The following is a 24,049-nucleotide window of genomic DNA, read 5'->3' as shown; positions in this document are numbered from 1 at the left end:
CGGCATCGCCCGGCCATGCGCCGGGCGGCAGTACAGCCTCCGGTAGTGCGGCACGCGGCAGCACGGCACGGACCCATCCCATACAAGAACAGAGACAGGAGACAGCGATGATCGACAACGACAAGGCGGTTCGCCGCCCGGCAAAACGGGGAGCGGCAATCGCCGCCGCTGTCGGGCTGGCCCTGGGGACCGGCAGCGCCCTCGCGCAGCCCGAGGCGCCGAAGTACGGCGGCACCGTGGAGATCGGCTCGGTCTATCCGACCATCTCGGCCCTGTCGTGGGATCTGGCCGACTGGAACTGGAAGCAGAACTACGACACCGGCCAGGTCTACGAGCAGCTGTTCGTCGCCGACCTGAGCAAGTCCAAGCGCAACGGCGGCAAGTACGCGTTCCAGGCCGATGCCTGGCTGCCGGAGGACGCGATCCGCGGCGAGCTGGCCGAGTCGTGGAAATGGACCGATCCGCTGACGCTCGAGGTCAAGCTGCGCAAGGGCGTCAAGTTCCCGGCCAAACCGGGCGTGATGGAAGAGCGCGAGCTGGTCGCCGAGGACGTGGTGTTCAGCTACGGCCGGCAGGAGGCCAGCGCCAAGAAGATTCCGACCTATTTCGATCACCTGAGCAAGGTCGAGGCGCTCGACAAGCACACGGTGCTGTTCCGCTTCAAGGAATTCAACGCCGAGTGGGACTACCGCTTCGGCTGGGGCTACTACTCGGGGATCATGCCCAAGGAGGTTGCTACTGCCGGCGCCGCCAACTGGAAGAACGTCAACGGCACCGGCCCGTTCACGCTGACCCAGTTCGTGCAGGGCAACGCCAGCACCTACACGAAGAACCCGCAGTACTGGGACAGCGAGCGCATCGGCAACAAGGACTACAAGCTGCCCTTCGTCGACAAGGTGGTGCTGCGCACGATCAAGGACGAAGCCACGCGCAACACGATGCTGCGCACCGGCAAGATCGACATCATGGAGGGGTTGCGCTGGACCGCGGTCGACGAGCTCAAGCGCAGCGCCCCGCAGCTGCAGTGGTCGCGCTGGCTGTCGTACACCGGCCAGTATCTGGCGATGCGCGTCGATACCAAGCCGTTCAACGACATCCGGGTCCGGCGCGCGCTGAACATGGCGGTCAACAAGCAAGAGATCGTCAAGCAGTACTACGGCGGCAATGCGGAGCTGTTCGCCTATCCGCAGCATCCCGACTACGGCGGCTACTACGAGCCCCTGAGCGCGATGCCGGACAACGTCAAGGAGCTGTTCACCTACAACCCCGACAAGGCGCGCAAGCTGCTCGCCGAGGCCGGCTATCCGAAGGGATTTACCTTCAAGGTGCAGGTCTGCGCCTGCAGCCCGGACCATATGGAGCTGCTGCCGCTGATCGCCGCCTATCTCGAACAGGTAGGCGTGCGCATCCAGATCCAGCCGATGGAGTACGGCGCCTTCCTGTCGGCGATGACGACCAAGACCAATGCGCCCGGCTACATGATGAACAACGGCCATACCAATCCGACCACGACGATCCGCAAGAGCTTCGTCAGCGGCCAAGTGTGGAACGCCTCGCAATGGAACGACCCGAAGTTCGACAAGAAGGTCGAGGAGGCCTTCGAGCTGCGCGACGTTGGCAAGCGGCAGGAGGCGCTGCGCGCGCTGACGCGCGAGATCGTCGCGCAGGCCCCGTATATCTGGCTGCCGACGCAGTACGTCTATACGGCCTGGTGGCCGTGGGTCAAGAACTACGGCGGCGAGCTGCGCGCCGGCGCGGTGAGGCCCGGACCGATCTACGCGCGGCTTTGGATCGACCAGGAGATGAAGAAGAAGATGGGCTTTTGACGGCCCATGATTGTCGCCCCCCGCGCAGGCGGGGGCCCAGCGGCTTGATGGACTCGTTGAAGTCACTGGGTCCCCGCATTCGCGGGGACGACGGGACAGAGGAGCAGAACATCCCTGTCGCCCCCGCGAAAGCGGGGGCCCAGCGGCTTGATGAGCTCGTTGAAGTCACTGGGTCCCCGCATTCGCGGGGACGACGGGACAGAGGAGCAGAACATCCCTGTCGCCCCCGCGAAAGCGGGGGCCCAGCGGCTTGATGAGCTCGTTGAAGTCACTGGGTCCCCGCATTCGCTGGGACAACGGAGTTGCGAATCGTTCCTGTGGCCTCAAGCAGACAGGAACGACATGGATGCCATACCAGGAGGAAGCCAATGACGCAGCCGATCCTGCAGGTCCGCAATCTGACCACCCGCTTTCGTACCGATCGCGGCGTGGTGACCGCGGTCGATCAGGTCTCCTTCGACGTGGCGCCCGGGGAGACGCTCGCCATCGTCGGCGAATCGGGTTCCGGCAAGAGCGTGACCGCGCTGTCGATCCTCGGCCTGATCCCGCGCCCGCCCGGTTCGATCGACGGCGGCGAGATCCTGTTCGACGGCCAGGACCTGCTGAAGCTCGATGCCGACGCGATGCGCGCCATCCGCGGCAATCGCATCGCGATGATCTTCCAGGAGCCGATGTCGTCGATGAACCCGGCGCTGACGATCGGCAAGCAGATCGCCGAGCCGATCCAGCTGCATCAGAAGCTGCCGTGGAAGACCGCGCTGGGCATGGCCGCCGAGCTGCTCGGCCAGGTGCAGATTCCCGAGCCGGCCAGCCGCCTGAACGCCTATCCGCACCAGTTCTCGGGCGGCATGCGGCAGCGCGCGATGATCGCGATGGCGCTGGCCTGCAAGCCGCAGCTGATCATCGCCGACGAGCCGACCACCGCGCTCGACGTCACGGTACAGGCGCAGATCCTCGATCTGCTGAAGGATCTGGCGCAGAGGCTGGGCACCGCGCTGATCCTGATCACGCATGACCTCGGCGTGGTGGCGCGCTACGCCGATCGCGTCGCGGTGATGTATGGCGGCCGCCTGGTCGAGATGGCCTCGGCCGACGAGCTGTACCGCGACCCGCGCCATCCCTACACGCGCGGGCTGATGGCCTGCGTGCCGCGGCTCGATGGCGACACCAGCCAGGCGCTGGTGCCGATCGAGGGCCAGCCGCCGGACCTGACCGCGCTCGGTCCCGGCTGCGCCTTTCAACCGCGCTGCGCGCTGGCCCAGGCGCAATGCCGCGTCACGCGCCCGATGCTGAAGACCACCGCCGATGGCCGCGGGCTTTCCATTCATCTGAATGCCTGCCATCTGCAGGAGACGCCATGACCGCCACCGCCGCGCTCGATACGCCCGCCATCAACGATGCCGCCTTCGCTGCCGATGGCATGCCGCTGGCCGTGCCAACCCCGGCGCCCCGCCCTCGCACCATCGGCCGCGAGATCCTGCGGGTGCAAGACCTGAAGGTGCATTTCCCCGTCATGCGCGGCGTGGTGCTCAAGCGCCAGGTCGGCTCGGTCAAGGCGGTCGACGGCGTGTCGTTCACGCTGCGACAGGGCGAGACCTTGGGCCTGGTTGGCGAGAGCGGCTGCGGCAAGTCGACCACCGGACTGGCGATCCTGAAGATGCTGGCGGCCAGCGGCGGACGCATCGACTACGACGGCACCGATCTCGCGCAGATGACGCGCGCCCAGGAGAAGCACTTCCGCCGCAGCGTGCAGATGGTCTACCAGGATCCGTTCGGTTCGTTGAACCCTCGCATGAAGGTGCGCGATATCGTGGCCGAGCCGCTGGAGATCCATGGCATGGCCGGCGATCGCGCGGCCACGCGGGCGCGTGTGGGCGAGCTGCTGGAGATGGTGGGACTGCTGCCCTATATGGCGGACCGCTATCCGCACGAGTTCTCCGGTGGGCAGCGCCAGCGCATCGGCATCGCGCGTGCGCTGGCCCTCAAGCCCGGCGTGATCGTCTGCGACGAACCGGTATCGGCGCTGGACGTCTCGATCCAGGCGCAGGTGGTCAACGTCTTCATGGACCTGCAGCGGCGGCTCGGGCTGTCGTATCTGTTCATCGCGCACGATCTGGCCGTGGTACGCCATATCAGCGACCGCATCGCGGTGATGTACCTGGGCCGCATCGTCGAGATCGCCGATCGGGATGCGCTCTATGCGCAGCCGCGCCATCCGTACACGCAGGCGCTGCTGTCGGCGGTGCCGGTGGCGAACGTCGAGGCCGAGCGCCAGCGCAAGCGGATCGTGCTGCGCGGCGAAGTCCCCAGCCCGATGCATCCGCCATCGGGCTGCCGCTTCCATACGCGTTGCCCGGTGGCGATGGAGCGCTGCAAGTCACAGGAGCCGGCGCTGCGCGACAGCGGCGACGGGCAGATGGTGGCCTGCCATCTTTACGAATAAGCGGTACGAATCAGCGAGTACGAATCAGCGATACGAATCAGCGATACGAGTGGCAGTACGACTGGACGATACTGCCGTGCCGACCACGCCGAACGCCGCTACGCCGGCGACAGGATTCCCATCAGCAGCGGCCGCACGAACAGATCGGCCGCGTTGTCCGCCGAGGCATCGCGCACCCAGCGGCGCAGCTCGACCGCGGCGTTGATCATGCCGTTGATCTGCAGCGCCGCGATCGATTGGTCGAGCGGCCGGATCGAGCCGTCCTGCATGCCCTGCACCAGGAATCGCACGAAGCGCGCCGACAGCCGGTTCATCGTCAGCATCTTCTCCTTGCGCATTTCCTCGGGCAAGGCGCCATAGATCGTCAGCCGCAGCAGCGGTCCCTGGCTGGAGAACTGGTAGTGGACCAGCGCGCGCGTGACCGCGCACAGCTTGTCCCAGCCGGTACCGGGCCCGTTCTCGACCAGCGTCTGCGTGCTGCGTATCACGTCGAACATCCGGTCGAAGCAGGCGGCGATCAGGTCGTCCTTGTTTTCGTTGTGGTGATAGAACGAACCCTTGGTCAGATTGAGCCGGGCCGAGATACGGTCGGCAGAGGCGCCGCGATAGCCCTGCTCGTTCAGCAGGTCGGTGGCGGCACGCAGGAAGGCCTGCTGCGTGGTCTCCGGCTGGTCGAGGCAAGGCAGTAGCGCGGCCGTATCGACCGTCTCCTGCCAGCGCGCCGCGCGCGAGCCAATGCCATGCAGCAGCAGGTCGATCACCGACTCGGCGACCTTCGGATAGTCCTCGGGTTCGTAGCGCTCGATCCAGACCATCGCGCCCGTTGCCAGCGACAGCAGCAGGTGGGCACGCGCGCTCAGCACGCTGCGCTCGGCCGCGTCGGCCGGCGTGCGCTCGCGCAGCAGCTGGCGGATGCGGCGGAACATGTCGTTGTACGCGCTGAACGCGACCTCGGCATGGCTGTCGGGCAGCGTGCGTATCTCGCGAAAGCTCATCAGCTCCGGACGCTCGCCGATGGCCGTCAGCGCGAGCCGCGCGAAGAACAGCCGGATGAATGCCGCGACCCGCTCGCCAGGGGTGGCCTGCGCGCTGGCCTGCGCCGCGATGCCGACCATCTCGTCGATGGTCCGCAGCAGGCAGGCGACCACCAGGTCTTCCTTCTTGCGGTAGTAGTAGGTAATGCTGTTGGTGCTCAGGCCGACGTCCTGCGCAACATCCGACAGCGTGGTGCCCCGCACGCCCTTGCGGTTGAAGCGCATCGCGGCCGCATCGAGAATGGTCTCGCGCTTCTCGACATAGCGGCGCGTCGGGCGGGCTTCGACAGGGTCCTTGAGCATGGAGGAGTGCGTGGGCGGTCGATCGGTCGGCGGATTATAGCGGGCGGGCAGTGGGCTCATGGGGCGATGAAGACCACCCCCTCTCCCCGGCCCTCTCCCCCTGAGGGGGAGAGGGTGAACACAGTGCGCAAGCCATCGTAGTACCGGCGGTTTACTCGCCTCTCCCGCTCGCGGGGGAGGGGGCTGGGGGAGAGGGAGAATACCGTTCGGGAACGGGTGTGAGACCGTCGGTTTTTTCCCCTCTCCCGCTTGCGGGAGAGGGGCCGGGGGAGAGGGCAACCGCGCTCCCACGCACGACAGCGCTCAATCGAGCGCCCTGCCTCCACGAAACCCATCGCGCAGTTCGCGCTTGAGCACCTTGCCGATCGCGCTGCGCGGCAGCTGCGCGCACAGTTCCAGCGCGGCGAGACGCTGCGTCTTGCCGACCTGCGCGTTGACCCATTCACGCAGCGCCTCGGCTTCGACGGCCGCACCCTCGCGCAACACCGCGAAGGCCACCGGCGTCTCGCCCCAGCTTTGCGACGGCACGCCGACCACCGCGCATTCGACCACGTCGGCATGCTGCTGCAGCACCGCTTCGAGGTCGCTCGGATAGATATTGAAGCCGCCGCTGATGATCATGTCCTTCTTGCGGTCCATCAGCGTCAGGAAACCGTCCTCGTCGAAGCGGCCGACGTCGCCCGTCCGGATGAAGCGCTTGCCGGTCGCGTCGTACCACTCCGCGGCGGCCGTCTTGTCGGGCTGCTTGTGATAGCCCGCCATGATCGTGTTCGAATGCCCCACGACCTCGCCGATCTGGCCCACCGGCACCTCGCTGCCCTCGTCGTCGATCAGCCGGATGTCGTGCCCTTCCATCGGCTTGCCGACCGTATGCAGCTTGTCCGGGAATTCGTGCGCGGCCAGCACGCAGCTGCCGCCGCCTTCGGTCATGCCGTAGTACTCGACCAGTCCGCCCGGCCAGCGGCGCAGGATATCCGCCTTCAGCGCGGCGGACAGCGGCGCGCTGGTCGAGAACTTCATCCGGAACGACGACAGGTCGTAGCGATCGAAATCGTCGCGCGCCAGCAGCCGCTGGTATTGCACCGGCACCAGCATCGCGTGGGTGACGCGATGCCGCTGAGCAAGTTCGAGATAGCGCTGCGCGTCGAATTTCGGCATCAGCACCACGGTGCCGCCGAGCGCCAGCGTCGGGATGAAGCTGACCAGCGTGGTGTTCGAATACAGCGGCGTGGCGATCAGCGTCACCGCATCGGGTCCGTAGCCACCAGTCTCGTTGACGCGGCGGATCTGGTTCCAGCGCAGCGCGTGGTCGTGCACGATGCCCTTGGGCGCGCCGGTGGTGCCGGACGAATAGATGATGTTGAAGACCTGGCCGTCTCGCAGCGGCGTCTCGCGCGGCCGGCTGCCGGCCGGCGCCAGCCAGTCGGCGAAGGCCCTGCCGGTCTGCGCGTCCCCCAGCCCGATCCGCGGCACCGTGGCCTCGATGCCTGCTCCCTGCAATGCGCCAAGCACTGGGGCGTCGACGAACAGCAGCTTCGCATCGGAGTCGGCGATCATGCCGGCCAGCGCCTGCGGCGTCGACGACGGTGCCAGCGGCGCGATGGCGACGCCGGCACGCAGCCCGCCGAGGAACACCGCCGCGTACTCGCTCGACGCGGCGGCGCAGATCGCCAGCGCATCGCCCGGCTGCAAGCCATCGCGCTGCAACGCCGCCGCGACGCGGTCGACCAGCGCGTCGAACTCGCGATACGACAGGCTAGCGCAGTCGTCGATGACGGCGGGATGCTCGGGACGGGTGTTGGCGTGAATGCGAACGCAGTCGGCAAGATTGCCGAGCGGCTGGTCCAGCAGGGACGCGATCTGCATGGTGGGATGTCTCCTTGCGATTGGTGCGGCGGCGCGTACCAGTGCGCGCGGACCGACTCATTTTTCTAAAATCACCGCTGCCATTGTATTCGCGATGCCGCATCGGCGTTTACGTACCGATGGAGCCCTGCCTTCGTCATACCGGAAGTTTCAATCGGAGAGCCACGCCTCGGTGCCGCGCCTCAGGCTGCCGGCCTGGATCGCCGGATCATCGCGGCTGCCATCCGCAACCGCAATTGCAGGCGCGGCTTGTGCCCCCAGCTGCTGGTCATCGTCGCCGACACTGGCCGCCAGCCGCGCGGCTCGATCTCCTTGCTGCCGGCGCCGATCTCGAAATCGAAGCCGGACGGCGTGCGGCCATAGAAAGAGAAGGTGCCGTCGGGATCGGGATGCTGCCCCAGCCCGAGGCTCAGCGGGACCTTCAGCCTCGCGGCGCGTTCGAAGGCGGCGCCGACATCGGCCAGTTCCCGTGTCTGCAACATGAAATGGTGCAGACGCTTTTTCCACGGCAGGTCGAAGATCGCCACGGAATGGTGCCGCCGATTGCAATGCAGGAACACGCCGCCCAACGTGATCGGTCCGATTTGCGTGGCCAGCCGTTCGCTGACGCCAAAACCGAGCCCGTCGACATAGAAGCGCACCATCGCGACAGGATCGCGGCTCACCAGCACGGCATGGCCAAGGCCCAGCTCGCCGGTGCAAAAGCCGCCGGATACCAGCTTCGAACCAAAGGGCCTGGCCGCGGACTGGGGGCCGGTATGCAGTTCCACCGCATTGCCGGCCGGGTCGATCACGCGACACAGCCGCTGGACGCGCCGCGCCCGCGCCAGCGCGGCCAGGTCCCCCTCGACCGCATGGCCGGCACGTTCCAGGCGCTGCAGCAGCGCGTCGAGCACCGCGTCGCTGGCGCACTCCAGTCCCAGCGCGGCGAGATCGTCCGCGTCGCCCGGCCGCACCACCAGCCGCTGCGCCGCCTCGTCCAGCTGAAAGCCGAGGCTGCCGTCGGTATTGGCCAGCGGCGCCGGCAAACCCAGCATGCCTTCACAAAACTGCGCCCACCGGTTGGGCTTGCGCACCTCGAACACCAGATATCCCAGCTTGATTGCGGCCTGCATCGTCGTCTCGCTCCAATCGCGGTAGAATCACATTGGTAATTCAAATTTATATGGACCATCTAAAAATGGATGGCATGCGAAATATAGCAGCCGGCATGGCATTGTCAATGCCGCCATTGCCGGCCGAGTTGCACGACACGCTGACGGTATCGGCGACGCCCCTTCCCAAGCGGGAACGGACGCGGCGGCAGTTGCTCGCCGCCGCGATTCAGGTGATCTCGACGCGGGGTATCGGCGCGGCGACGATCCAGGAGATCGCCGGCGTCGCGGGCATGACGCCGGCCACCGTCTACAACCACTTCGAATCGCGCAGCCAGATCATCGAGGCGATCGCCTTGTGGGTCGGTCAGACGCTGTGCCAGCGGATATCCGACAGCTACGCGCATATCGCCGCGGGCGCGGAACGGATGGCGATCGGCAACCGCCGCTACTTGTGGCTGGCGCAGCAAAGTCCGCAGTGGGCGCTGGTCCTGCTCGACGTGGTGTCGGCCTCCCCGGCGCTGATCCGGCAGATCAGCAGCGACGCGCTGGCCGATCTGCGGCTAGGCGTCAAGCAGGGCAGTTTCCGCATCGCCAGCGAGGCGGCGGCGATGGACATGATCAGCGGGACGATCACGCAGGCAATGCGCAGCGTGGCGCATGGGCTCACGCCGGCCGGTCACGATCGGGCCGTGGCAGCGACCGTGCTGTGCGGATTGGGAATGGAGATCGGCGAGGCCCGGGAAGTGGCGTCCCGGCCGTTGCCGGAATTCCGGCCGTTGGACAGCGGCAAGGCAGGCGCCATCGCGGACGCCACGGCCCGCACGACGGCGCGCACCGTCGGCACCGCGGCGAAAGCGACCGCGCGCGGCCGTGCCGGCACGCCGGCCAAGGCGACGCGTTCGCAAGGTGGCCGGACTACTTGATCCGCTGCTTCTCCAGCTTGCGCGCCAGCGTGCGGCGATGCATGCCGAGCCGGCGCGCCGCTTCGGAGATATTGAAGCCGGTCGCGGCCAGCGTCTCGTGGATGTGCTCCCACTCGAGCGTCTTGATCGAGGTGGGGCGGCCGGTGACCTCGACGTCCACGTCGCCGGTGGCGCGCTCGAAGGCAGCCTCGATGTCGTCGGTGGTCGAAGGCTTGGCCAGATAGTGGCAGGCGCCGAGCTTGACCGCCTCGACCGCGGTAGCGATGCTCGCGTAGCCGGTCAGCACGACGATCAGCATGTCGGCATCGTGCGCGTGCAGCGCCTGCACGCAGGCCAAGCCTGAAGCCTCGCCCTTCAACTTCAGGTCCACCACCGCATAGCCCGGCGAATGTTCCTTCAGCAGTTCGTTCATCCCTTCGAGGCTGGTTGCATGCAGGACCTGATAGCCGCGCCTCTCGAACGAGCGGCGCAGCGTGCGGGCGAAGGCGGCGTCGTCCTCGACGATCATCAGCACGCGGCCGGCTTCGGGTTCGGCCAAGGGCTGTGGGTCGGCCGCCGCGGGGTCGCGCTCGGGATCATTGGGCAGCATCTTCGGCCTCCTCTTCCAGCGTGATTGCCGCCAGCGGCAGCTTCATCGTCACCATCGCGCCGCCCTGCGGACGGTTGTGCGCGGCGACGCTGCCGCCCAGCGTGCGGGCGACATTGACGACCAGGAACAGCCCCAGTCCGCCGCCCGGCCGGCCCTTGCTCGACTGGTACGGCTTGCCCAGGCGCTCGAGCATCTGCGGCGCGAAACCGGGGCCCTCGTCGAGCACGGACAGCACCAGCGTATCATCCTCGCGCCGCACGTCGAAGCCGACCCAGCGCGGCGAGGCCTCCAGCGCGTTGTCGAGCACGTTGCAGACCATCTGCTTGATGGCCGAGTCCGACAGGATCGGCAGGTCCTGGCCGAAGCGGTAGTCGTAGGAAAACTCGGCGACCGGCCGGGTCGCGCGCCATTCGGCGACCAGATCGTCGACGAAGCGTCGTACCGTGGTTTCGGTCAGCGCTTCGCCGCGCGCCTCGCCCGCCGACAGCAGGATGCCGCTGACGATCGACTTGCAGCGCTGCACCTGCGTCTGCATCTCGCCGAGTTCCTGCAGCAGTTCCGGGTCCTTCGAGAACGGCTCCATGCGGCGCCAGTCGGACAGGATCACCGCCAGCGTGGCCAGCGGCGTGCCCAGCTCATGCGCGGCGCCCGAGGCCAGCAGGCCCATGCGGACGATGTGCTCCTCCTCGGCGGCGCGCTGGCGCAGATCGGCCAGATGCTCGTCGCGGGCGCGCAGATTGCGCATGATCCGCGTGATGAAGACCACCAGCAGCGCCGCGTTCAACACGAAGCAGATCAGCATGCCCTGGATATAGAGGCTGCCGAGCCCCTGCTCGTGGTCCGGCGGCAGCGCCAGCGGCTTGCCGACCAGCGCCAGGCCGGCGAAGCACGAGGCGGTAACCACCACGATGACCCAGATCGACCACGCCTGCAGCAGCACCGCGCCGAGGATCACCTGCAGCAGATAGAGAAAGACAAAGGGATTGGAGGCCCCGCCGCTCAGGTACAGCAGCGCGGTCAGCGTGCCGATATCGACCAGCAGCGAGACGAACAGCTGGGTCTGCGAGACCTCGGCGACGACGAAGCGCAGCCGCAGCAGGCTCAGCGCGTTGAACGCGATCAGCCCGAGCAGCACCGCCAGCATCTGGTTGACCGGCAGCGGCACATCGAGGCCGAAATGCACGACGCTGATGGTGGCAACCTGCCCCAGCACCGCGATCCAGCGCAGCTCGATCAGCTGCTCCATGTTCTTGCGGGCGGTGGCGTCGAGCGCGCGCTCGCCGCGGCGCGCCGGGGCCGGCGGGCCATTGGGCGCCAGCGTGGCGCCCGCGGGCTTCGGCGGGGAATCGGTGGAAAGAGGCATCGTCAGGGTCGAAGCAGGATGGCGTCGGCGTCTGCCACGTGCCGCAGCGTACCGCCGCGGCGCCGCGGGTCAGTGCATGCCGTGCGAACCGGCATGCCCCGCATTGTCCCTCAATGGCCCCGGCGCAGCCGGAGTTCGTCGCGGCCGACGTACCAGGCGGCGCCCAGCACCATCAGCGCCAGCCCGTACCAGGTCAGCGCATAGACCAGATGGCTGTTGTGGAAGGTCACCACGGTCAGCCCGCCAACCGGCCAGCGGCGCGGCGCGCCCGACGCAGCGGGAGCCTGCTGCGCATCGCCATCGGCATCGATGAAATAAGGCGCGACCCGTTCCAGTCCACGTGCGGCGGCAATCGCCTGCACGTCGCGGGAATACCAGAGGTCGGCGGCCGGATCGTTGCTGCGCAGGAAGCCGCCGCCGGTCTGGGTGATCCGCAGCAGGCCGGTGACCGTGGTCTCCCCGCTCGGCTCGTTGTCGGCGCGGCTCTCGCCTGCGCGGAATTCCTGCGGTACGAAGCCGCGATTGATCAGCACCACGGTGCCGTCGCGCATCCGCATCGGCGTCATCACCCAGAAACCACCGCCTAGCGCGGTGGTGGCCTGCACCAGCGTCTCCCGGTCGTGCAGAAAGGTGCCGGTCACGCGCACATGCCGGTATTCGTCGGCCGCGGCGCTGACCAGGGGCCAGCGCTCGGGCGCCGGCGCGTCGACCGGCGGCGCATGGACGCGCGCCTCGACGCGTTCGATCAGGTCGAACTTCCAGGCGCGGCGTTCGACCTGCCAGGTGCCCAAGGCAAACAGCCCGGCGAAAGCCACTACCGCCAGCAGCGCCAGCACCGCGAGGGTGGCCGGGCTGCGGGGAACGGGCTTGCGATCCGGGCTGTGTTTTACAGGTCGAGGCGAGGTCAAGGCATCGATTTCATGTCGTGCGTCATCGTCGGCATCATATTCGTGTTCATGTGATACATGACCCAAAGCGAGCCGACCAGCGTGATGACAACCAGGATGATCGTGAAGATCAGCGCCAGCATGTTCCAGCCACCTTCCGACTTGGTGTTCATGTGCAGGAAGTAGATCATGTGGACCACGATCTGCACGGCGCCAAAGCCCAGGATCACCAGCGCGGTAGTGCTCTGATTCTCGATGACCTTGCCCATCACCAGCCAGAACGGAATCGCCGTCAGGATCACCGACAGCACGAAGCCGATCACATAGCTCTTGAGGGTGCCATGCGCGGCGCCATCGTCGTGATCGTGGTGATCGTCGTGGCCATGGCCATGATCGCCGTGATGACCGTGGCCCTTGTCGGCCAGATTCGAGAACGAATAGTCTTGGGCGCTCATACCATCACTCCCATCAGATAGACGAAGGTAAACACGCCGATCCAGACCACATCCAGAAAGTGCCAGAACAGCGACAGGCACATCAGCCGGCGCTTGTTGGCCGCGATCAGGCCGTGCTTGTTCAGCTGGAACATCAGCGTGATCAGCCAGATGATGCCGAAGGTCACGTGCAGGCCGTGGGTGCCCACCAGCGTGAAGAACGACGACAGGAACGCGCTGCGCTGCGGCACCGCGCCTTCGTGGATCAGGTGCGAGAACTCGTACAGCTCGAGGCCGACGAAGGCCGCGCCCAGCAGGCCGGTGATGGCCAGCCACACCATCGTGCCCTTCAGCTTGTTGCGCTGCATCTCCAGCATCGCGAAGCCGTAGGTGATCGACGACAGCAGCAGCATCGACGTGTTCAGCGCGACCAGCGGCAGGTCGAACAGGTCGGCGCCCGACGGGCCGGCCGCATAGCTGCGGCCGAGCACGCCGTGCACGGCGAACAGGCAGGCGAAGATGAGGCAGTCGCTCATCAGGTACAGCCAGAAGCCCAGCATCGTCCCGTTCTGCGGATGATGCTCGGTCGGCAGGTAGAAGCGCAGCTCGTTGGAGCCGCCACGGACCGGCGCGCCGCTGGCGCCGGCCGGTTGGGTTGCGATGGTGTCAAGCATGTTGTGCAAGCAGGCGGGTGCGTTCTTCCTCGGTGCGGACGACGTGCTCCGCCGGGATGTAGTAATCACGCTGGTAATTGAAGGTGTGGCCGATCGCGACCGCCAGCAGGGCGACGAACGCGACGGCGGCCGGCAGCCACATGTGCCAGATCAGCGCGAAGCCCAGCACCGTCGACAGGCCGGCGAGGATGATGCCCGCACCGGTGTTCTTCGGCATGTGGATCGGCAGGAAACCCTTCTGCGGACGCTCGTAGCCGCGGTCCTTCATCTGCCACCAGGCGTCGTTGTCGTGCACCACCGGCGTGAACGCGAAGTTGTACGCAGGCGGCGGCGACGAGGTCGACCATTCCAGCGTGCGGCCATCCCACGGATCGCCGGTCACGTCGCGCAGCTGGGCACGGCGCTTGAAGCTGACCGCCAGCTGGATCACGAAGGCGGCGATGCCGATCGCGATCAGGAACGCACCGACGGCGGCGACCTGGAACCAGATCTGCAGCGACGGATCGGTGAAGTGGCTGACGCGGCGGGTCACGCCCATCAGGCCCAGCACGTACAGCGGCATGAACGCGGCATAGAAACCGATCAGCCAGAACCAGAACGAGACCTTGCCCCAGAACTCGTCGAGCTTGAAGCCGAACGCCTTCGGGAACCAGTAGTTGATGCCGGCGAACAGGCCGAACAGCACGCCACCGATGATCACGTTGTGGAAGTGGGCGATCAGGAACAGGCTGTTATGCAGCACGAAGTCGGCGGGCGGCACGGCGAGCAGCACGCCGGTCATGCCACCGATCACGAAGGTGACCATGAAACCCACGGTCCACAGCATCGGCACTTCGAAGCGGATGCGGCCGCGGTACATCGTGAACAGCCAGTTGAAGATCTTCGCCCCGGTCGGGATCGAGATGATCATCGTCGTGATGCCGAAGAACGAGTTGACGCTGGCACCCGAACCCATCGTGAAGAAGTGGTGCAGCCAGACCAGATACGACAGCACCGTGATCACGACCGTCGCGTAGACCATCGACGCATAGCCGAACAGGCGCTTGCGGCAGAAGGTCGACACCACTTCCGAGAAGATACCGAACGCCGGCAGGATCAGGATGTACACCTCGGGGTGGCCCCAGATCCAGATCAGGTTCACGTACATCATCGGGTTGCCACCGAAGTCGTTCGTGAAGAAGTTGGTGCCGACATAGCGGTCCAGCGACAGCAGCGCGAGCACGGCCGTCAGCACCGGGAAGGCGGCGACGATCAGCACGTTGGTGCACAGCGAGGTCCAGGTGAAGACCGGCATCTTCATCATCGTCATGCCCGGGGCGCGCATCTTGACGATGGTCACCAGCAGGTTGACGCCAGAGAGCAATGTGCCGATCCCCGCTATCTGCAAGGCCCAGATGTAGTAATCCACCCCCACGTCCGGACTCTGCAGGATGCCCGACAGCGGCGGATAGGCCAGCCAGCCGGTCTTGGCGAATTCTCCGACGAACAGCGACACCATCACCAGCACGGCGCCGGCGGTGGTCATCCAGAAGCTGAAGTTGTTCAGGAACGGGAAGGCCACGTCGCGCGCGCCGATCTGCAGCGGCACCACGTAGTTCATCAGGCCGGTGACCAGCGGCATCGCCACGAAGAAGATCATGATCACGCCGTGGGCGGTGAAGATCTGGTCGTAGTGATGCGGCGGCAGATAGCCCATGTTGTCGCCGAAGGCGATCGCCTGCTGCAGACGCATCATGATCGCGTCGGCGAAGCCGCGCAGCAGCATCACCAGGCCGAGCACCATGTACATGATGCCGATCTTCTTGTGGTCGATGCTGGTGAACCACTCATGCCACAGGTAGCCCCAGGCGCGGAAGTAGGTCAGCGCGCCGACGAGCGTCAGCCCGCCGAGCACGACCGCCGCGAAGGTGGCGATCAGGATGGGCTCGTGCAGCGGGATCGCCTCCCACGAGAGACGGCCGAAAATGAGCTTGGTGAGGTCGAAACTGTCAAGCATGCTGGTCAACGCCGGCTACAGCGCGTTGTGTAAGAGGAAGCTGGGGAAGCGTCACGGCGGCGGATTCGCCGGCCGGCGCAAAGGTGGACGCGGCCGGGCCGAAGGCACCGGAACCGTCCGGATTGGCGACCGTGCACATGCCGCCGACATAGCTGCGCACCGGCGCATCCTGCAGGCCGAGGCGCGCGCGCGTCGCGGGGTCGAGCGTGGCGACGTTGAAGGCGCCGGGCTTGCCCTGGCCGCCCTGCTCGTCGATCGCCATCATTTCGTTCATGCACATGCGGTTCGCTTCGACGCAGCGATTCAGGATCTTGTCGTACAGACCCTTGTCGACGCTGGCGTAGTAGCGCACCGGTTCGCGTTCGCTCGGCTGCTCCAGCTTCAGGTAGTCCTCGCGGGTCAGCGTCTGGCCGCTGGCCTTGGCCTTGGCGATCCACTGCTCGAAGCCCTGCTCGTCCAGACCATGGAACTTGAAACGCATGCCCGAGAAGCCGGCGCCGCTGTAGTTGGCCGACAGGCCCTCGTATTCGCCCGGCTGGTTGATTACCGCGTGCAGCTTGGTCTCCATGCCCGGCATCGCGTAGATCTGCCCTGCCAGTGCCGGTACGAAGAACGAGTTCATGACCGTCGAAGCGGTGATCTTGAACTGGATCGGACGGTCGACCGGTGCCGCCATTTCATTGACGGTGGCAATGCCATGCTCCGGATAGAAGAACAGCCACTTCCAGTCCAGCGCCACCACTTCCACCGTCAACGGCTTGACGTTGGTCGGCAGCGAGCGCTTGGCGTCGATCCGCTCCAGCGGCCGGTACGGGTCCAGCGCATGGGTGCTGACCCAGGTGATCGCGCCCAGCGCGATGATGATCAGCAGCGGCGCCGACCAGATCACCAGTTCCAGCACCGTGGAATGGTCCCAGTCGGGCGAGTAGGTGGCGTTCTTGTTCGAGGCCCGATACTTCCAGGCGAAGAACAGCGTCAGCGCGATCACCGGGACGATGATCAGCAGCATCAGCGCCGTGGAGATGTATATTAGGTTACGTTGCTGTACCGCAATGTCACCCGAAGGAGACAACAACACAGCATTACAACCTGTCAATAGGGTAATGGCGGGCAGCAAAATCAACCCGCGAATGGTATTAATGAGGGGCATTGCCGGCAGAGGAAATAGCGTAGCCGTCTTGGGGGAGACTGGTACTACGAATGCTTCGGGTGCGACGGGCGCAGCTGTTACAACCGAGGCGGAATGTACTCTATTCGGCAAGCGCGGAGAATTGGACATTTTGTCCCAATGGTCGCGGCGCCTGGCGGGCGCGTCCGTCCGGCGTAGCGCTATCCTGATTTAGCGAGGAAGCATGTCGAGTATCACGCACGATTCGCAAGCGCCTTTCCCTTCACTCAGCTCCAGCGACGATCGACCGCATTCGCCGGTCGCCCCGGGCGAAATCGCCACCGGCGTCGTCATCGGACGGGCCTCCGAGTACTTCGACTTCTTTGTCTACGGCATCGCCTCGGTGCTGGTCTTCCCGTCGGTATTCTTCCCGTTCGTCGGGCGGCTGGAAGGGACGCTGTACGCCTTTACCATCTTCGCGATCGCCTTTTTCGGGCGGCCACTCGGTACCGCGCTGTTCATGGCGATCCAGCGGCGCTGGGGCCGCGGCGTCAAGCTGACCGCCGCGCTGTTCCTGCTGGGCTGCTCGACGGTCGGCATCGCCTTCCTGCCGGGCTATGCCTCGCTCGGCGAGAACGCGATCGTGATGCTGGCGGTGTTCCGCTTCCTGCAGGGCGTGGCCTTCGGCGGCTCCTGGGACGGCCTGCCGTCGCTGCTGGCGCTGAACGCGCCGCCCGACCGCCGTGGCTGGTACGCGATGCTGGGCCAGCTCGGCGCGCCGATCGGCTTCCTGGTCGCCAGCGGGCTGTTCCTGTACCTGCACGCCAACCTGGCGGCCGACGACTTCCTGGCCTGGGGCTGGCGCTATCCGTTCTACGTGGCCTTCGCCATCAACGTGGTCGCGCTGTTCGCCCGGTTGCGCCTGGTGGTGACCGAGGAATACACGCGGCTGCTGGAGGAAGGCGAGCTCGAGCCGATCAGCACGCGCGAGATGGTGCGCGGCCAGGGCTACAACATCTTCATTGGCGCGTTTGCCGCGCTGGCCAGCTATGCCCTGTTCCACCTGGTGACGGTGTTCCCGCTGTCCTGGCTGGCGTTGCAGGCGACCCAGAGCGTCAACAGCGTGCTGAAGGTGCAGATCGCCGGCGCGCTGGTCGGCATCGTTGGCACCATCCTGTCCGGCTGGATCGCCGACCGCATCGGCCGGCGCACCACGCTGGGCCTGCTGGCGACGTTGATCGGCGTGTTCAGCCTGTTCACGCCGATGCTGCTCGGCGGCGAGGAGGCGGGGCAGGACCTGTTCATCCTGATCGGCTTCCTGCTGCTCGGCCTGTCGTATGGCCAGGCTTCGGGCACCGTGACCTCGAACTTCGAGCGGCGCTTCCGCTATACCGGCGCGGCGCTGACCTCGGACTTCGCCTGGCTGTTCGGCGCGGCCTTCGCCCCACTGGTCGCGCTCGGCCTGTCGGTCAAGTTCGGCCTGGTCGCGGTCAGCATCTACCTGCTGTCGGGCGTCGCGTGCACGGTGCTGGCCCTGCGCATCAACCGCGCGCTGGAAACACGCGACTGACGCACGGTTGAACGCCGCGCGTTGAAACCGGCGCGGCGGCTCCAGCCGCCGCGCTTCATCGTTCCGCCCCCGCCGCGACCGGCCGTCCGTGGCGGGGCGCCGCAATCCGCTGCTGCGACATTCCGCCTTCCGCGCCCCTCTCCCTATATATATAGCGGTGGGCCGAAGGACCGCCCTCCCGGGCGCCGGCATTGGCAAACGCCCTCGCCGCCAGCACAATCTCCCTGTCGCCACTCTCGCTTCACACCATGCCATTCCTGGCAGAACATCACGACTGTTCCGGCTGGCACGGCGAAATGGCCGAGCGCATCCGGGCGTTCGACTGGTCCACCACCGAGCTGGGCCCGATCGACCGCTGGCAGCCCAGCCTCGGCGCCGCGGTTCGGCTGCTGCTGGCTTCGCCGGTGCCAATGGTGTTGTTGTGGGGCCGACCGGGCTACATGATCTACAACGATGCCTACGCCGTGTTCGCCGGCGGCCGGCATCCCTATCTGCTCGGCTGTCCGGTCGAACTGGGCTGGCCCGAAGTGGCCGACTTCAACCGGCACGTGATGCAGACCTGCCTGGCCGGCGGCACACTTTCCTTCCGCGACAAGGAACTGGTGCTGCTGCGCAATGGACGTCCCGAGGACGTCTGGATGGACCTGTACTACAGCCCGGTGTCCAACGACGATGGCGCCCCCGCCGGCGTGCTGGCAGTGGTGGTCGAAACCACCGAGCGCGTGCTGACCGAGCGCTGGCGGCAGGAAGCCGAGAGCGCGCTGCAGCAGGCCAACGAACGGCTGCAGCTGGCGCTCAATACCGGCGCGGTGCTCGGTACCTGGGTCTGGGACATCGCCTCCGATACGCTGACCGGCGACGAACGCTTCGCCCGCACCTTCTCGGTCGGACTGGCACAGGCGATCCAGGGCGTGCCCCGCACGATCATCAACGCGGTGATCCACCCGGACGACATCGAGGAACTGGCCAGGCTGACGGATGAAGCGATCCGCACCGGCGCGCCGTTCCGCGCCGAATACCGGATCCGCCGGGCCCACGACAGCTATCTGTGGGTTCAGGCCAACGGCCAGTGCGAGTTCGACTCGCATGGCGAGCCCTACCGCTTCCCCGGCGTGCTGATCGACATCGACGAGCGCAAGCTGGCCGAGCAGGCGCTGCGGCAACTGACCGAAACGCTGGAAAAGCGTGTTGCCGATGCGATCGCCGCGCGCGCGCTTGCCGAGGGCCAGCTGCGGCAGGCGCAGAAGATGGAGGCGATCGGCAACCTGACCGGCGGCATCGCGCACGACTTCAACAACGTGCTGCAGGTCATCAGCGGCAATCTGCAGATGCTCGCCGCCGAGGCCGGCGACAACCCGATCGCGCAGGGCCGCATCGCCACCGCCGCCAACGCGGTGCGGCGCGGCGCCAAGCTGGCCTCGCACCTGCTGGCCTTTGCGCGCCGGCAGCCGCTGTCGCCGGCGGTGATCCACCCCGGCCGGTTGATCGGCGGCATGGCCGAAATCCTGCACCGCGCGCTGGGCGAATCGCTGAAGGTCGAAACGCGGACGCCCGACGATCTGTGGAACGTCAAGGCGGACCGCAACCAGCTCGAGAACGCGCTGCTCAATCTGGCCATCAACGGCCGTGACGCGATGCGCGGCGGCGGCACACTGACGATCTCGGCCGCCAATGTCGTGCTCGACGGCGCGTCATCGCCCGACCCGGATGCCGATACCTGGACCGGCAACACGCCGGAGCGGCCGGAGGGTGATTACGTCGTCTTCCGCGTGGCCGACACCGGCACCGGCATGACCGCCGACGTGCTGGAGCACGCCTTCGAGCCCTTCTTCACGACCAAGGCCGATGGCCACGGTACCGGCCTCGGCCTGAGCATGGTGTTCGGCTTCGTCAAGCAGAGCGGCGGCCATATCGCGATCCAGAGCACAGTCGGCCGCGGCACCACGGTGCAGATGTTCTTCCCCCGCTGCCTCGAGGCCGAAACGCCCGAGACGGCGGAGCAGGAGCCGGCGCCCGTCGGCGGCGGCGAGACCGTCCTGGTGGTCGAAGACGACCCCGATGTGCGGATCACCGCGGTCGAGATGCTGGCGCAGCTCGGCTATCGCGTGCGCATCGCGCCGAACGGCGATGCCGCCTGGTCGCTGATCGACAGCGGCATCGGCATCGACCTGCTGTTCACCGACGTGATCATGCCCGGCGCCATCAAGGGCGGCGAACTGGCGCGGCGCGCGGCGCAGCGGCGGCCACCGATTCCGGTGCTGTTCGCCTCCGGTTATACGCGCGACGAGATCTTCCACCTCGGCAAGCTCGACGACGGCGTGACGCTGCTGAACAAACCCTATCGGCGCGACGATCTGGCGCGGGCGGTGCGGACCGTGCTGGACGCCCATCGGCGCACGAGCGGCCCGGCGCCTGCGCAGTCGCCGCAAGTCCGGCGCGATGGCATGGCCGCCGCCGTATTGCTGGTCGAGGATGACGTCCCCTCGCGCGAGGCGCTGCAAGAGGTGCTGCTGGGCTTCGGGCTCGACTGCGCCGCGGCGGGATCGGCGGAGGAAGCGCTGCTGCTGGCCGATGGCCGGCGCTTCGACGTGCTGCTGACCGATATCACGCTGCCGGGCATGGCCGGCGATGCGCTGGCCGTGGCGCTGCGCGCGCAACAGCCGCATATCGACGTGGTGCTGATGACCGGCTATGGCGCGGGCGCGGACCTGCAGGAGCCGATCGCCGGGGCGCGCGTGCTGGGCAAGCCGATCGATCTATCGACGTTGCGGCGGGAGCTCGGCCCGTGGATGGGGGACATCGAGGCGGTGCAGTAGTCCGGGCGTCATCGTCAGTACCGTCGGTGCCGTCGATATCCTGCATCGACATCCTCCCGCGATCTAGCGCGGCGGCGGCCGCCGCTTGTACCAGGCATAGCCGGGCTCGACATCGGCCGCCCCGGGATGTCCGACGCTATACGGATTCTCCGACACCATCGTCACGAAACCGACCGGCTCACCGGCCCGCTGCCGCGCCCGCAGCGCCTCGCAACGCGCCAGCACCGCGGCGAGCTGGTCCGAGCCGTAGTCCTCGGCATGCGCCGTCGGCACGCCTTCGGCGTCGTAGGTGGTCCAATAGACTTTGTACATCTGTTGTGAATGCAGCGGCGGCGCCATCGTTGCGCCACACCTGTCGCCATCTTGGTCGTCGACAATCGATCTGTCACGTTGCAACGCGTCGAGCGCTACTCAGGCGGCTCCAATTGTGAACGACTGCAAAGAGTGCGCTTTGAGTCATGACATTGCCGTAAGCGGCACCTAGAATCCTCCCGCACGCTGCGACCTGTCGGACGTCGCCCCCGCGTGTCCGTGCGGCGCGCCATATTCAATCGGGAGAAGGAACCATGCACTTCAAGCGCCCCCTTGCCGAAGCCTTCGGCACGTTCTGGCTGGTATTCGGCGGCTGCGGCTCGGCCGTCCTGGCGGCCGCCTTTCCGCACCTGGGCATCGGCTTCGCCGGCGTCTCGCTGGCCTTCGGCCTGACCGTGCTGACGATGGCCTATGCAGTAGGACCGGTATCGGGATGCCATCTGAATCCGGCCGTGACGGTCGGCCTGGCCACCGCGGGTCGCTTCCCGTGGAAGGAAGCACCGGTCTATATCGTGGCGCAGGTGATCGGCGGCGCGCTGGCCGCGCTGGTACTGCTGCAGCTGATGGATGCCAAGCCAGGCTTCGATGTGACCGTCAGCGGCCTGGCCGCCAACGGCTTCGACGCCGGCTCGCCGTCGGGCTTCGGCATGATGCCGGTGTTCGCGACCGAGGTCCTGGCGACCTTCTTCTTCGTGCTGATCATCCTGGGCGCGACCGCAAAACGCGCGCACGGCGCGCTGGCACCGCTCGCGATCGGCCTGTGCCTGACGCTGATCCACCTGGTGACGATTCCGGTGTCGAACACCTCGGTCAATCCGGCCCGCTCGACCGGACCGGCGCTGATGGTGGGCGGCATGGCGCTGCATCAGCTGTGGCTGTTCTGGATCGCGCCGATCGTCGGCGCCATCCTGGCCGGCGTGGTTGGCCGCATCCTGTATAGCGACGACGAATAAGTCGCGACACTCGAGTCGCGACACTCGAGTCCCGACGCTCCAGTCGCGACTCTCGAGCCGCAACACGCGACCGGCAGCGCACGCCGCCGGTCGCCGCGGGATCGTCAGGCGGCCAGGCGCTGCTCGCGCTTGGCGACGATCTCGGCCCAGGCCTGCTCCAGGCCGACATGACCCACGAAGCCGCCGGCCGACTTCGCCTCCCCTTCCGCCTCGATCGTGTTTGCGAAGCGCACCGCCGGATCCTGTTGCAGCTTCCGATAGAGCCGATCCAGGTTCGGATAGTCCGCCCGGTTCACCACGCCGTGATAGTCGGTCCAGCGCGCGATGCCGGCGAAGTAGGCATCGGCCAGCGTGCGCCGGTCGCCCAGCAGCCACGGACGATCGCCGAGCATCGCCTCCAGCTGCGCATGCGCCTTCTTGACCTTGATCGTGCCGAATTCGCGCAGCACCGCCTTGGTGGTGTCGTCGCTGGCGTGCTCGTACAGATGCCACAGCGGCACGAAGGCGTTGAAGAAGGTCGTATTCAGGTAGGCCAGCATCTGGTTGAGCCGGTCGAATTCCGGCGTCCCCTGGGCAAAACCGAGCGAGCCATCGATGCCGCGCGCGCCGATCCAGTTCAGGATCGCCATGCTTTCCGTCACGATTGCCCCGCCATCGGTAGCCAACGCCGGCGTTTCGCCCACCGGGTTGATCCGGCGGAAGGCGTCGCTGGTGACGACCTCCGGCATCTCGATGCGGGATAGCCGATACGGCTGGCCGAGCCATTCGAGCGCGACGATCGAACCGAACGAGCATCCCGACGGCACGCCATAGAAGAGGATGGGGGTCATGTTGTTTCTCCAGTTGAAGGACCCGGGCATCGGGTCGATGGAGAGACTATAGATTTGTGGACATTGAAGCGGTAGTCGGCAAAAATTCAACGCAATGTCCATACGGATGGACTTTATTGCGCCACTGCCGCCCCCCATGCTGAACCTGAACGACCTCTCGCTGTTCGCCGCCGCCGTCGAACATGGCGGCTTCGCCGCGGCCTCGCGCCAGCTCGGCATTCCGAAGTCGACGCTGAGCAAGCGCGTCGCCGAGCTCGAGCAGCGGCTCGGTGCGCGGTTGATCCATCGCAGCTCGCGCAGCTTCACGCTAACCGACGTCGGCCGCGCCTTTCACGAGCACGCCCGCGCGGCGCTGATCGAGGCCGAGGCCGCGCACGACGTGGTGCGCCAGCGCGCCGCGGAACCGAGCGGCACGGTCAGGCTGACCACCTCGGTGCCGGTCGCGCAGCAGACGTTGGCGCCGCGCCTGCCGGAACTGGCCCTCACCTACCCGAAGCTGCATATCCAGCTGGACGTGTCGGACCGCTTCGTCGATGTCGCGCAGGAAGGCTATGACCTCGCGATCCGCAGCCACTTCGCGCCGCTGCCCGACTCCGAGCTCGTGCAGCGGCTGCTGTCGACCGAGCCGATCGTCCTGGTCGCGTCGCCGCGCTATCTCGCCGCGGCCGATCCGCTGCAGACACCGGAGGCGCTGGCCGGCCATGACGGGCTGCTGACGCGGCCGATGGCCACCAGCTGGCGGCTGCATCGCGATGACCGAACCCTGACCGTCACCCCGCGCCCCCGCATGACCGCCAACGAATCGACCGCGCTGCTGGGCGCGGTCACGGCCGGTCTGGGCGTCGCGTGCCTGCCGCTGTCGGTATGCCGCTCGGCCCTGCAAAGCGGCGACATCGTGCGGGTACTGCCCGACTGGACCGCCGGCCACGTGATGACGTCGGTCGTGATGCCGCATCGGCGCGGTCAGCTTCCGGCGGTACGGGCGGTCGTTGAATTCCTGGCCAAGTGTTTTGCCGAGGAATGAA

At 66.7% G+C, this 24,049-nt stretch carries 20 protein-coding genes; 8 read left to right on the top strand and 12 right to left on the bottom strand.

The annotated features are described in order from the left end of the window. Window positions 1-107: 107 nt before the first annotated feature. From M1D55_RS01930 to M1D55_RS01920, 3 genes are all read left to right on the top strand, one after another. The gene (locus tag M1D55_RS01930; protein WP_456280942.1) at window positions 108-1,826 is read left to right on the top strand and encodes an ABC transporter substrate-binding protein; all 1,719 of its coding nucleotides are present in this window, start codon (window positions 108-110) and stop codon (window positions 1,824-1,826) included. A 368-nt stretch (window positions 1,827-2,194) separates the two neighbouring features. Further along, window positions 2,195-3,187: an ABC transporter ATP-binding protein gene (locus tag M1D55_RS01925; protein ID WP_006577154.1), complete on the top strand. Its 993-nt coding sequence runs from the start codon at window positions 2,195-2,197 to the stop codon at window positions 3,185-3,187. A 59-nt stretch (window positions 3,188-3,246) separates the two neighbouring features. Then, window positions 3,247-4,269 carry an ABC transporter ATP-binding protein gene (locus M1D55_RS01920; protein ID WP_156526458.1) on the top strand — a complete coding sequence of 341 codons (1,023 nt, stop codon included), beginning with the start codon at window positions 3,247-3,249 and terminating at the stop codon, window positions 4,267-4,269. Window positions 4,270-4,367: 98 nt separating this feature from the next. Here the strand turns inward: M1D55_RS01920 and M1D55_RS01915 are convergent, their stop codons facing one another. The 3 genes from M1D55_RS01915 to M1D55_RS01905 form a co-directional block, all read right to left on the bottom strand. Continuing rightward, window positions 4,368-5,606, bottom strand: coding sequence for a TetR/AcrR family transcriptional regulator (locus M1D55_RS01915; protein ID WP_456280941.1), 1,239 nt, complete (start codon window positions 5,604-5,606; stop codon window positions 4,368-4,370). Between the two features lie 303 nt (window positions 5,607-5,909). Further along, entirely contained in the window at window positions 5,910-7,472 is a 1,563-nt protein-coding gene (locus M1D55_RS01910; protein WP_456280940.1) for a class I adenylate-forming enzyme family protein, read from the bottom strand. A gap of 182 nt (window positions 7,473-7,654) precedes the next feature. Continuing rightward, complete coding sequence (locus M1D55_RS01905; protein WP_064574167.1) at window positions 7,655-8,587, bottom strand: VOC family protein; 933 nt, start codon at window positions 8,585-8,587, stop codon at window positions 7,655-7,657. Between the two features lie 95 nt (window positions 8,588-8,682). Between M1D55_RS01905 and M1D55_RS01900 the strand changes: the two genes are divergently transcribed. After that, window positions 8,683-9,492 (top strand): TetR/AcrR family transcriptional regulator, encoded by an 810-nt coding sequence (locus M1D55_RS01900; RefSeq protein ID WP_456280939.1) that lies wholly within the window; start codon window positions 8,683-8,685, stop codon window positions 9,490-9,492. On the opposite strand, the gene M1D55_RS01895 is transcribed toward M1D55_RS01900, so the two are convergent. The 7 genes from M1D55_RS01895 to cyoA all read right to left on the bottom strand — a co-directional run bounded on the left by M1D55_RS01895 (window position 9,485) and on the right by cyoA (window position 16,585). Next, a complete protein-coding gene (locus M1D55_RS01895) occupies window positions 9,485-10,000 on the bottom strand; it encodes a response regulator transcription factor (RefSeq protein ID WP_043440636.1) in 516 nt (171 codons plus the stop codon). The two genes, M1D55_RS01900 and M1D55_RS01895, sit on opposite strands and share 8 nt — an antisense overlap. A 67-nt stretch (window positions 10,001-10,067) precedes the next feature. Further along, the gene (locus tag M1D55_RS01890) at window positions 10,068-11,444 is read right to left on the bottom strand and encodes an ATP-binding protein (RefSeq protein ID WP_456280938.1); all 1,377 of its coding nucleotides are present in this window, start codon (window positions 11,442-11,444) and stop codon (window positions 10,068-10,070) included. A 110-nt stretch (window positions 11,445-11,554) separates the two neighbouring features. Further along, the gene (locus M1D55_RS01885) at window positions 11,555-12,352 is read right to left on the bottom strand and encodes an SURF1 family protein (protein WP_456280937.1); all 798 of its coding nucleotides are present in this window, start codon (window positions 12,350-12,352) and stop codon (window positions 11,555-11,557) included. Beyond that, window positions 12,349-12,786: a cytochrome o ubiquinol oxidase subunit IV gene (cyoD, locus tag M1D55_RS01880; protein WP_006577859.1), complete on the bottom strand. Its 438-nt coding sequence runs from the start codon at window positions 12,784-12,786 to the stop codon at window positions 12,349-12,351. The genes M1D55_RS01885 and cyoD overlap by 4 nt, the downstream gene beginning before the upstream one ends. Further along, window positions 12,783-13,439, bottom strand: a complete 657-nt coding sequence (cyoC, locus tag M1D55_RS01875) for a cytochrome o ubiquinol oxidase subunit III (RefSeq protein ID WP_006577860.1) — start codon at window positions 13,437-13,439, stop codon at window positions 12,783-12,785. Before cyoC ends, cyoD begins: the two co-directional genes overlap by 4 nt. Further along, entirely contained in the window at window positions 13,432-15,435 is a 2,004-nt protein-coding gene (gene cyoB, locus M1D55_RS01870) for a cytochrome o ubiquinol oxidase subunit I (RefSeq protein ID WP_232205325.1), read from the bottom strand. The genes cyoC and cyoB overlap by 8 nt, the downstream gene beginning before the upstream one ends. After that, entirely contained in the window at window positions 15,428-16,585 is a 1,158-nt protein-coding gene (cyoA, locus tag M1D55_RS01865) for a ubiquinol oxidase subunit II (RefSeq protein ID WP_456280936.1), read from the bottom strand. The genes cyoB and cyoA overlap by 8 nt, the downstream gene beginning before the upstream one ends. Window positions 16,586-16,787: 202 nt before the next feature. Between cyoA and M1D55_RS01860 the strand changes: the two genes are divergently transcribed. Together M1D55_RS01860 and M1D55_RS01855 are read left to right on the top strand one after the other, a co-directional pair. Next, on the top strand, window positions 16,788-18,113 hold the full coding sequence (locus tag M1D55_RS01860; RefSeq protein WP_006576073.1) for an MFS transporter: 1,326 nt from the start codon (window positions 16,788-16,790) through the stop codon (window positions 18,111-18,113). Between the two features lie 248 nt (window positions 18,114-18,361). Further along, complete coding sequence (locus M1D55_RS01855; RefSeq protein WP_456280935.1) at window positions 18,362-20,929, top strand: response regulator; 2,568 nt, start codon at window positions 18,362-18,364, stop codon at window positions 20,927-20,929. Between the two features lie 63 nt (window positions 20,930-20,992). Here M1D55_RS01855 and M1D55_RS01850 read toward each other — a convergent pair whose 3' ends face one another. Further along, window positions 20,993-21,241 (bottom strand): hypothetical protein, encoded by a 249-nt coding sequence (locus M1D55_RS01850; RefSeq protein ID WP_043442297.1) that lies wholly within the window; start codon window positions 21,239-21,241, stop codon window positions 20,993-20,995. A gap of 254 nt (window positions 21,242-21,495) precedes the next feature. Between M1D55_RS01850 and aqpZ the strand changes: the two genes are divergently transcribed. Next, on the top strand, window positions 21,496-22,194 hold the full coding sequence (aqpZ, locus tag M1D55_RS01845) for an aquaporin Z (RefSeq protein ID WP_006576070.1): 699 nt from the start codon (window positions 21,496-21,498) through the stop codon (window positions 22,192-22,194). A gap of 104 nt (window positions 22,195-22,298) precedes the next feature. Here the strand turns inward: aqpZ and M1D55_RS01840 are convergent, their stop codons facing one another. Then, window positions 22,299-23,024, bottom strand: coding sequence for a glutathione S-transferase family protein (locus M1D55_RS01840; protein ID WP_064574179.1), 726 nt, complete (start codon window positions 23,022-23,024; stop codon window positions 22,299-22,301). Window positions 23,025-23,160: 136 nt separating this feature from the next. Here M1D55_RS01840 and M1D55_RS01835 point away from each other — a divergent pair, with 136 nt between their 5' ends. Then, complete coding sequence (locus M1D55_RS01835; RefSeq protein ID WP_456280934.1) at window positions 23,161-24,048, top strand: LysR substrate-binding domain-containing protein; 888 nt, start codon at window positions 23,161-23,163, stop codon at window positions 24,046-24,048. Window position 24,049: the final 1 nt, after the last annotated feature.

It is taken from the genome of Cupriavidus sp. JZ107, assembly GCF_053903255.1.
Note: the sequence above shows the minus strand (reverse complement) of the source record. Positions and strands in the feature narration are given on the sequence as shown.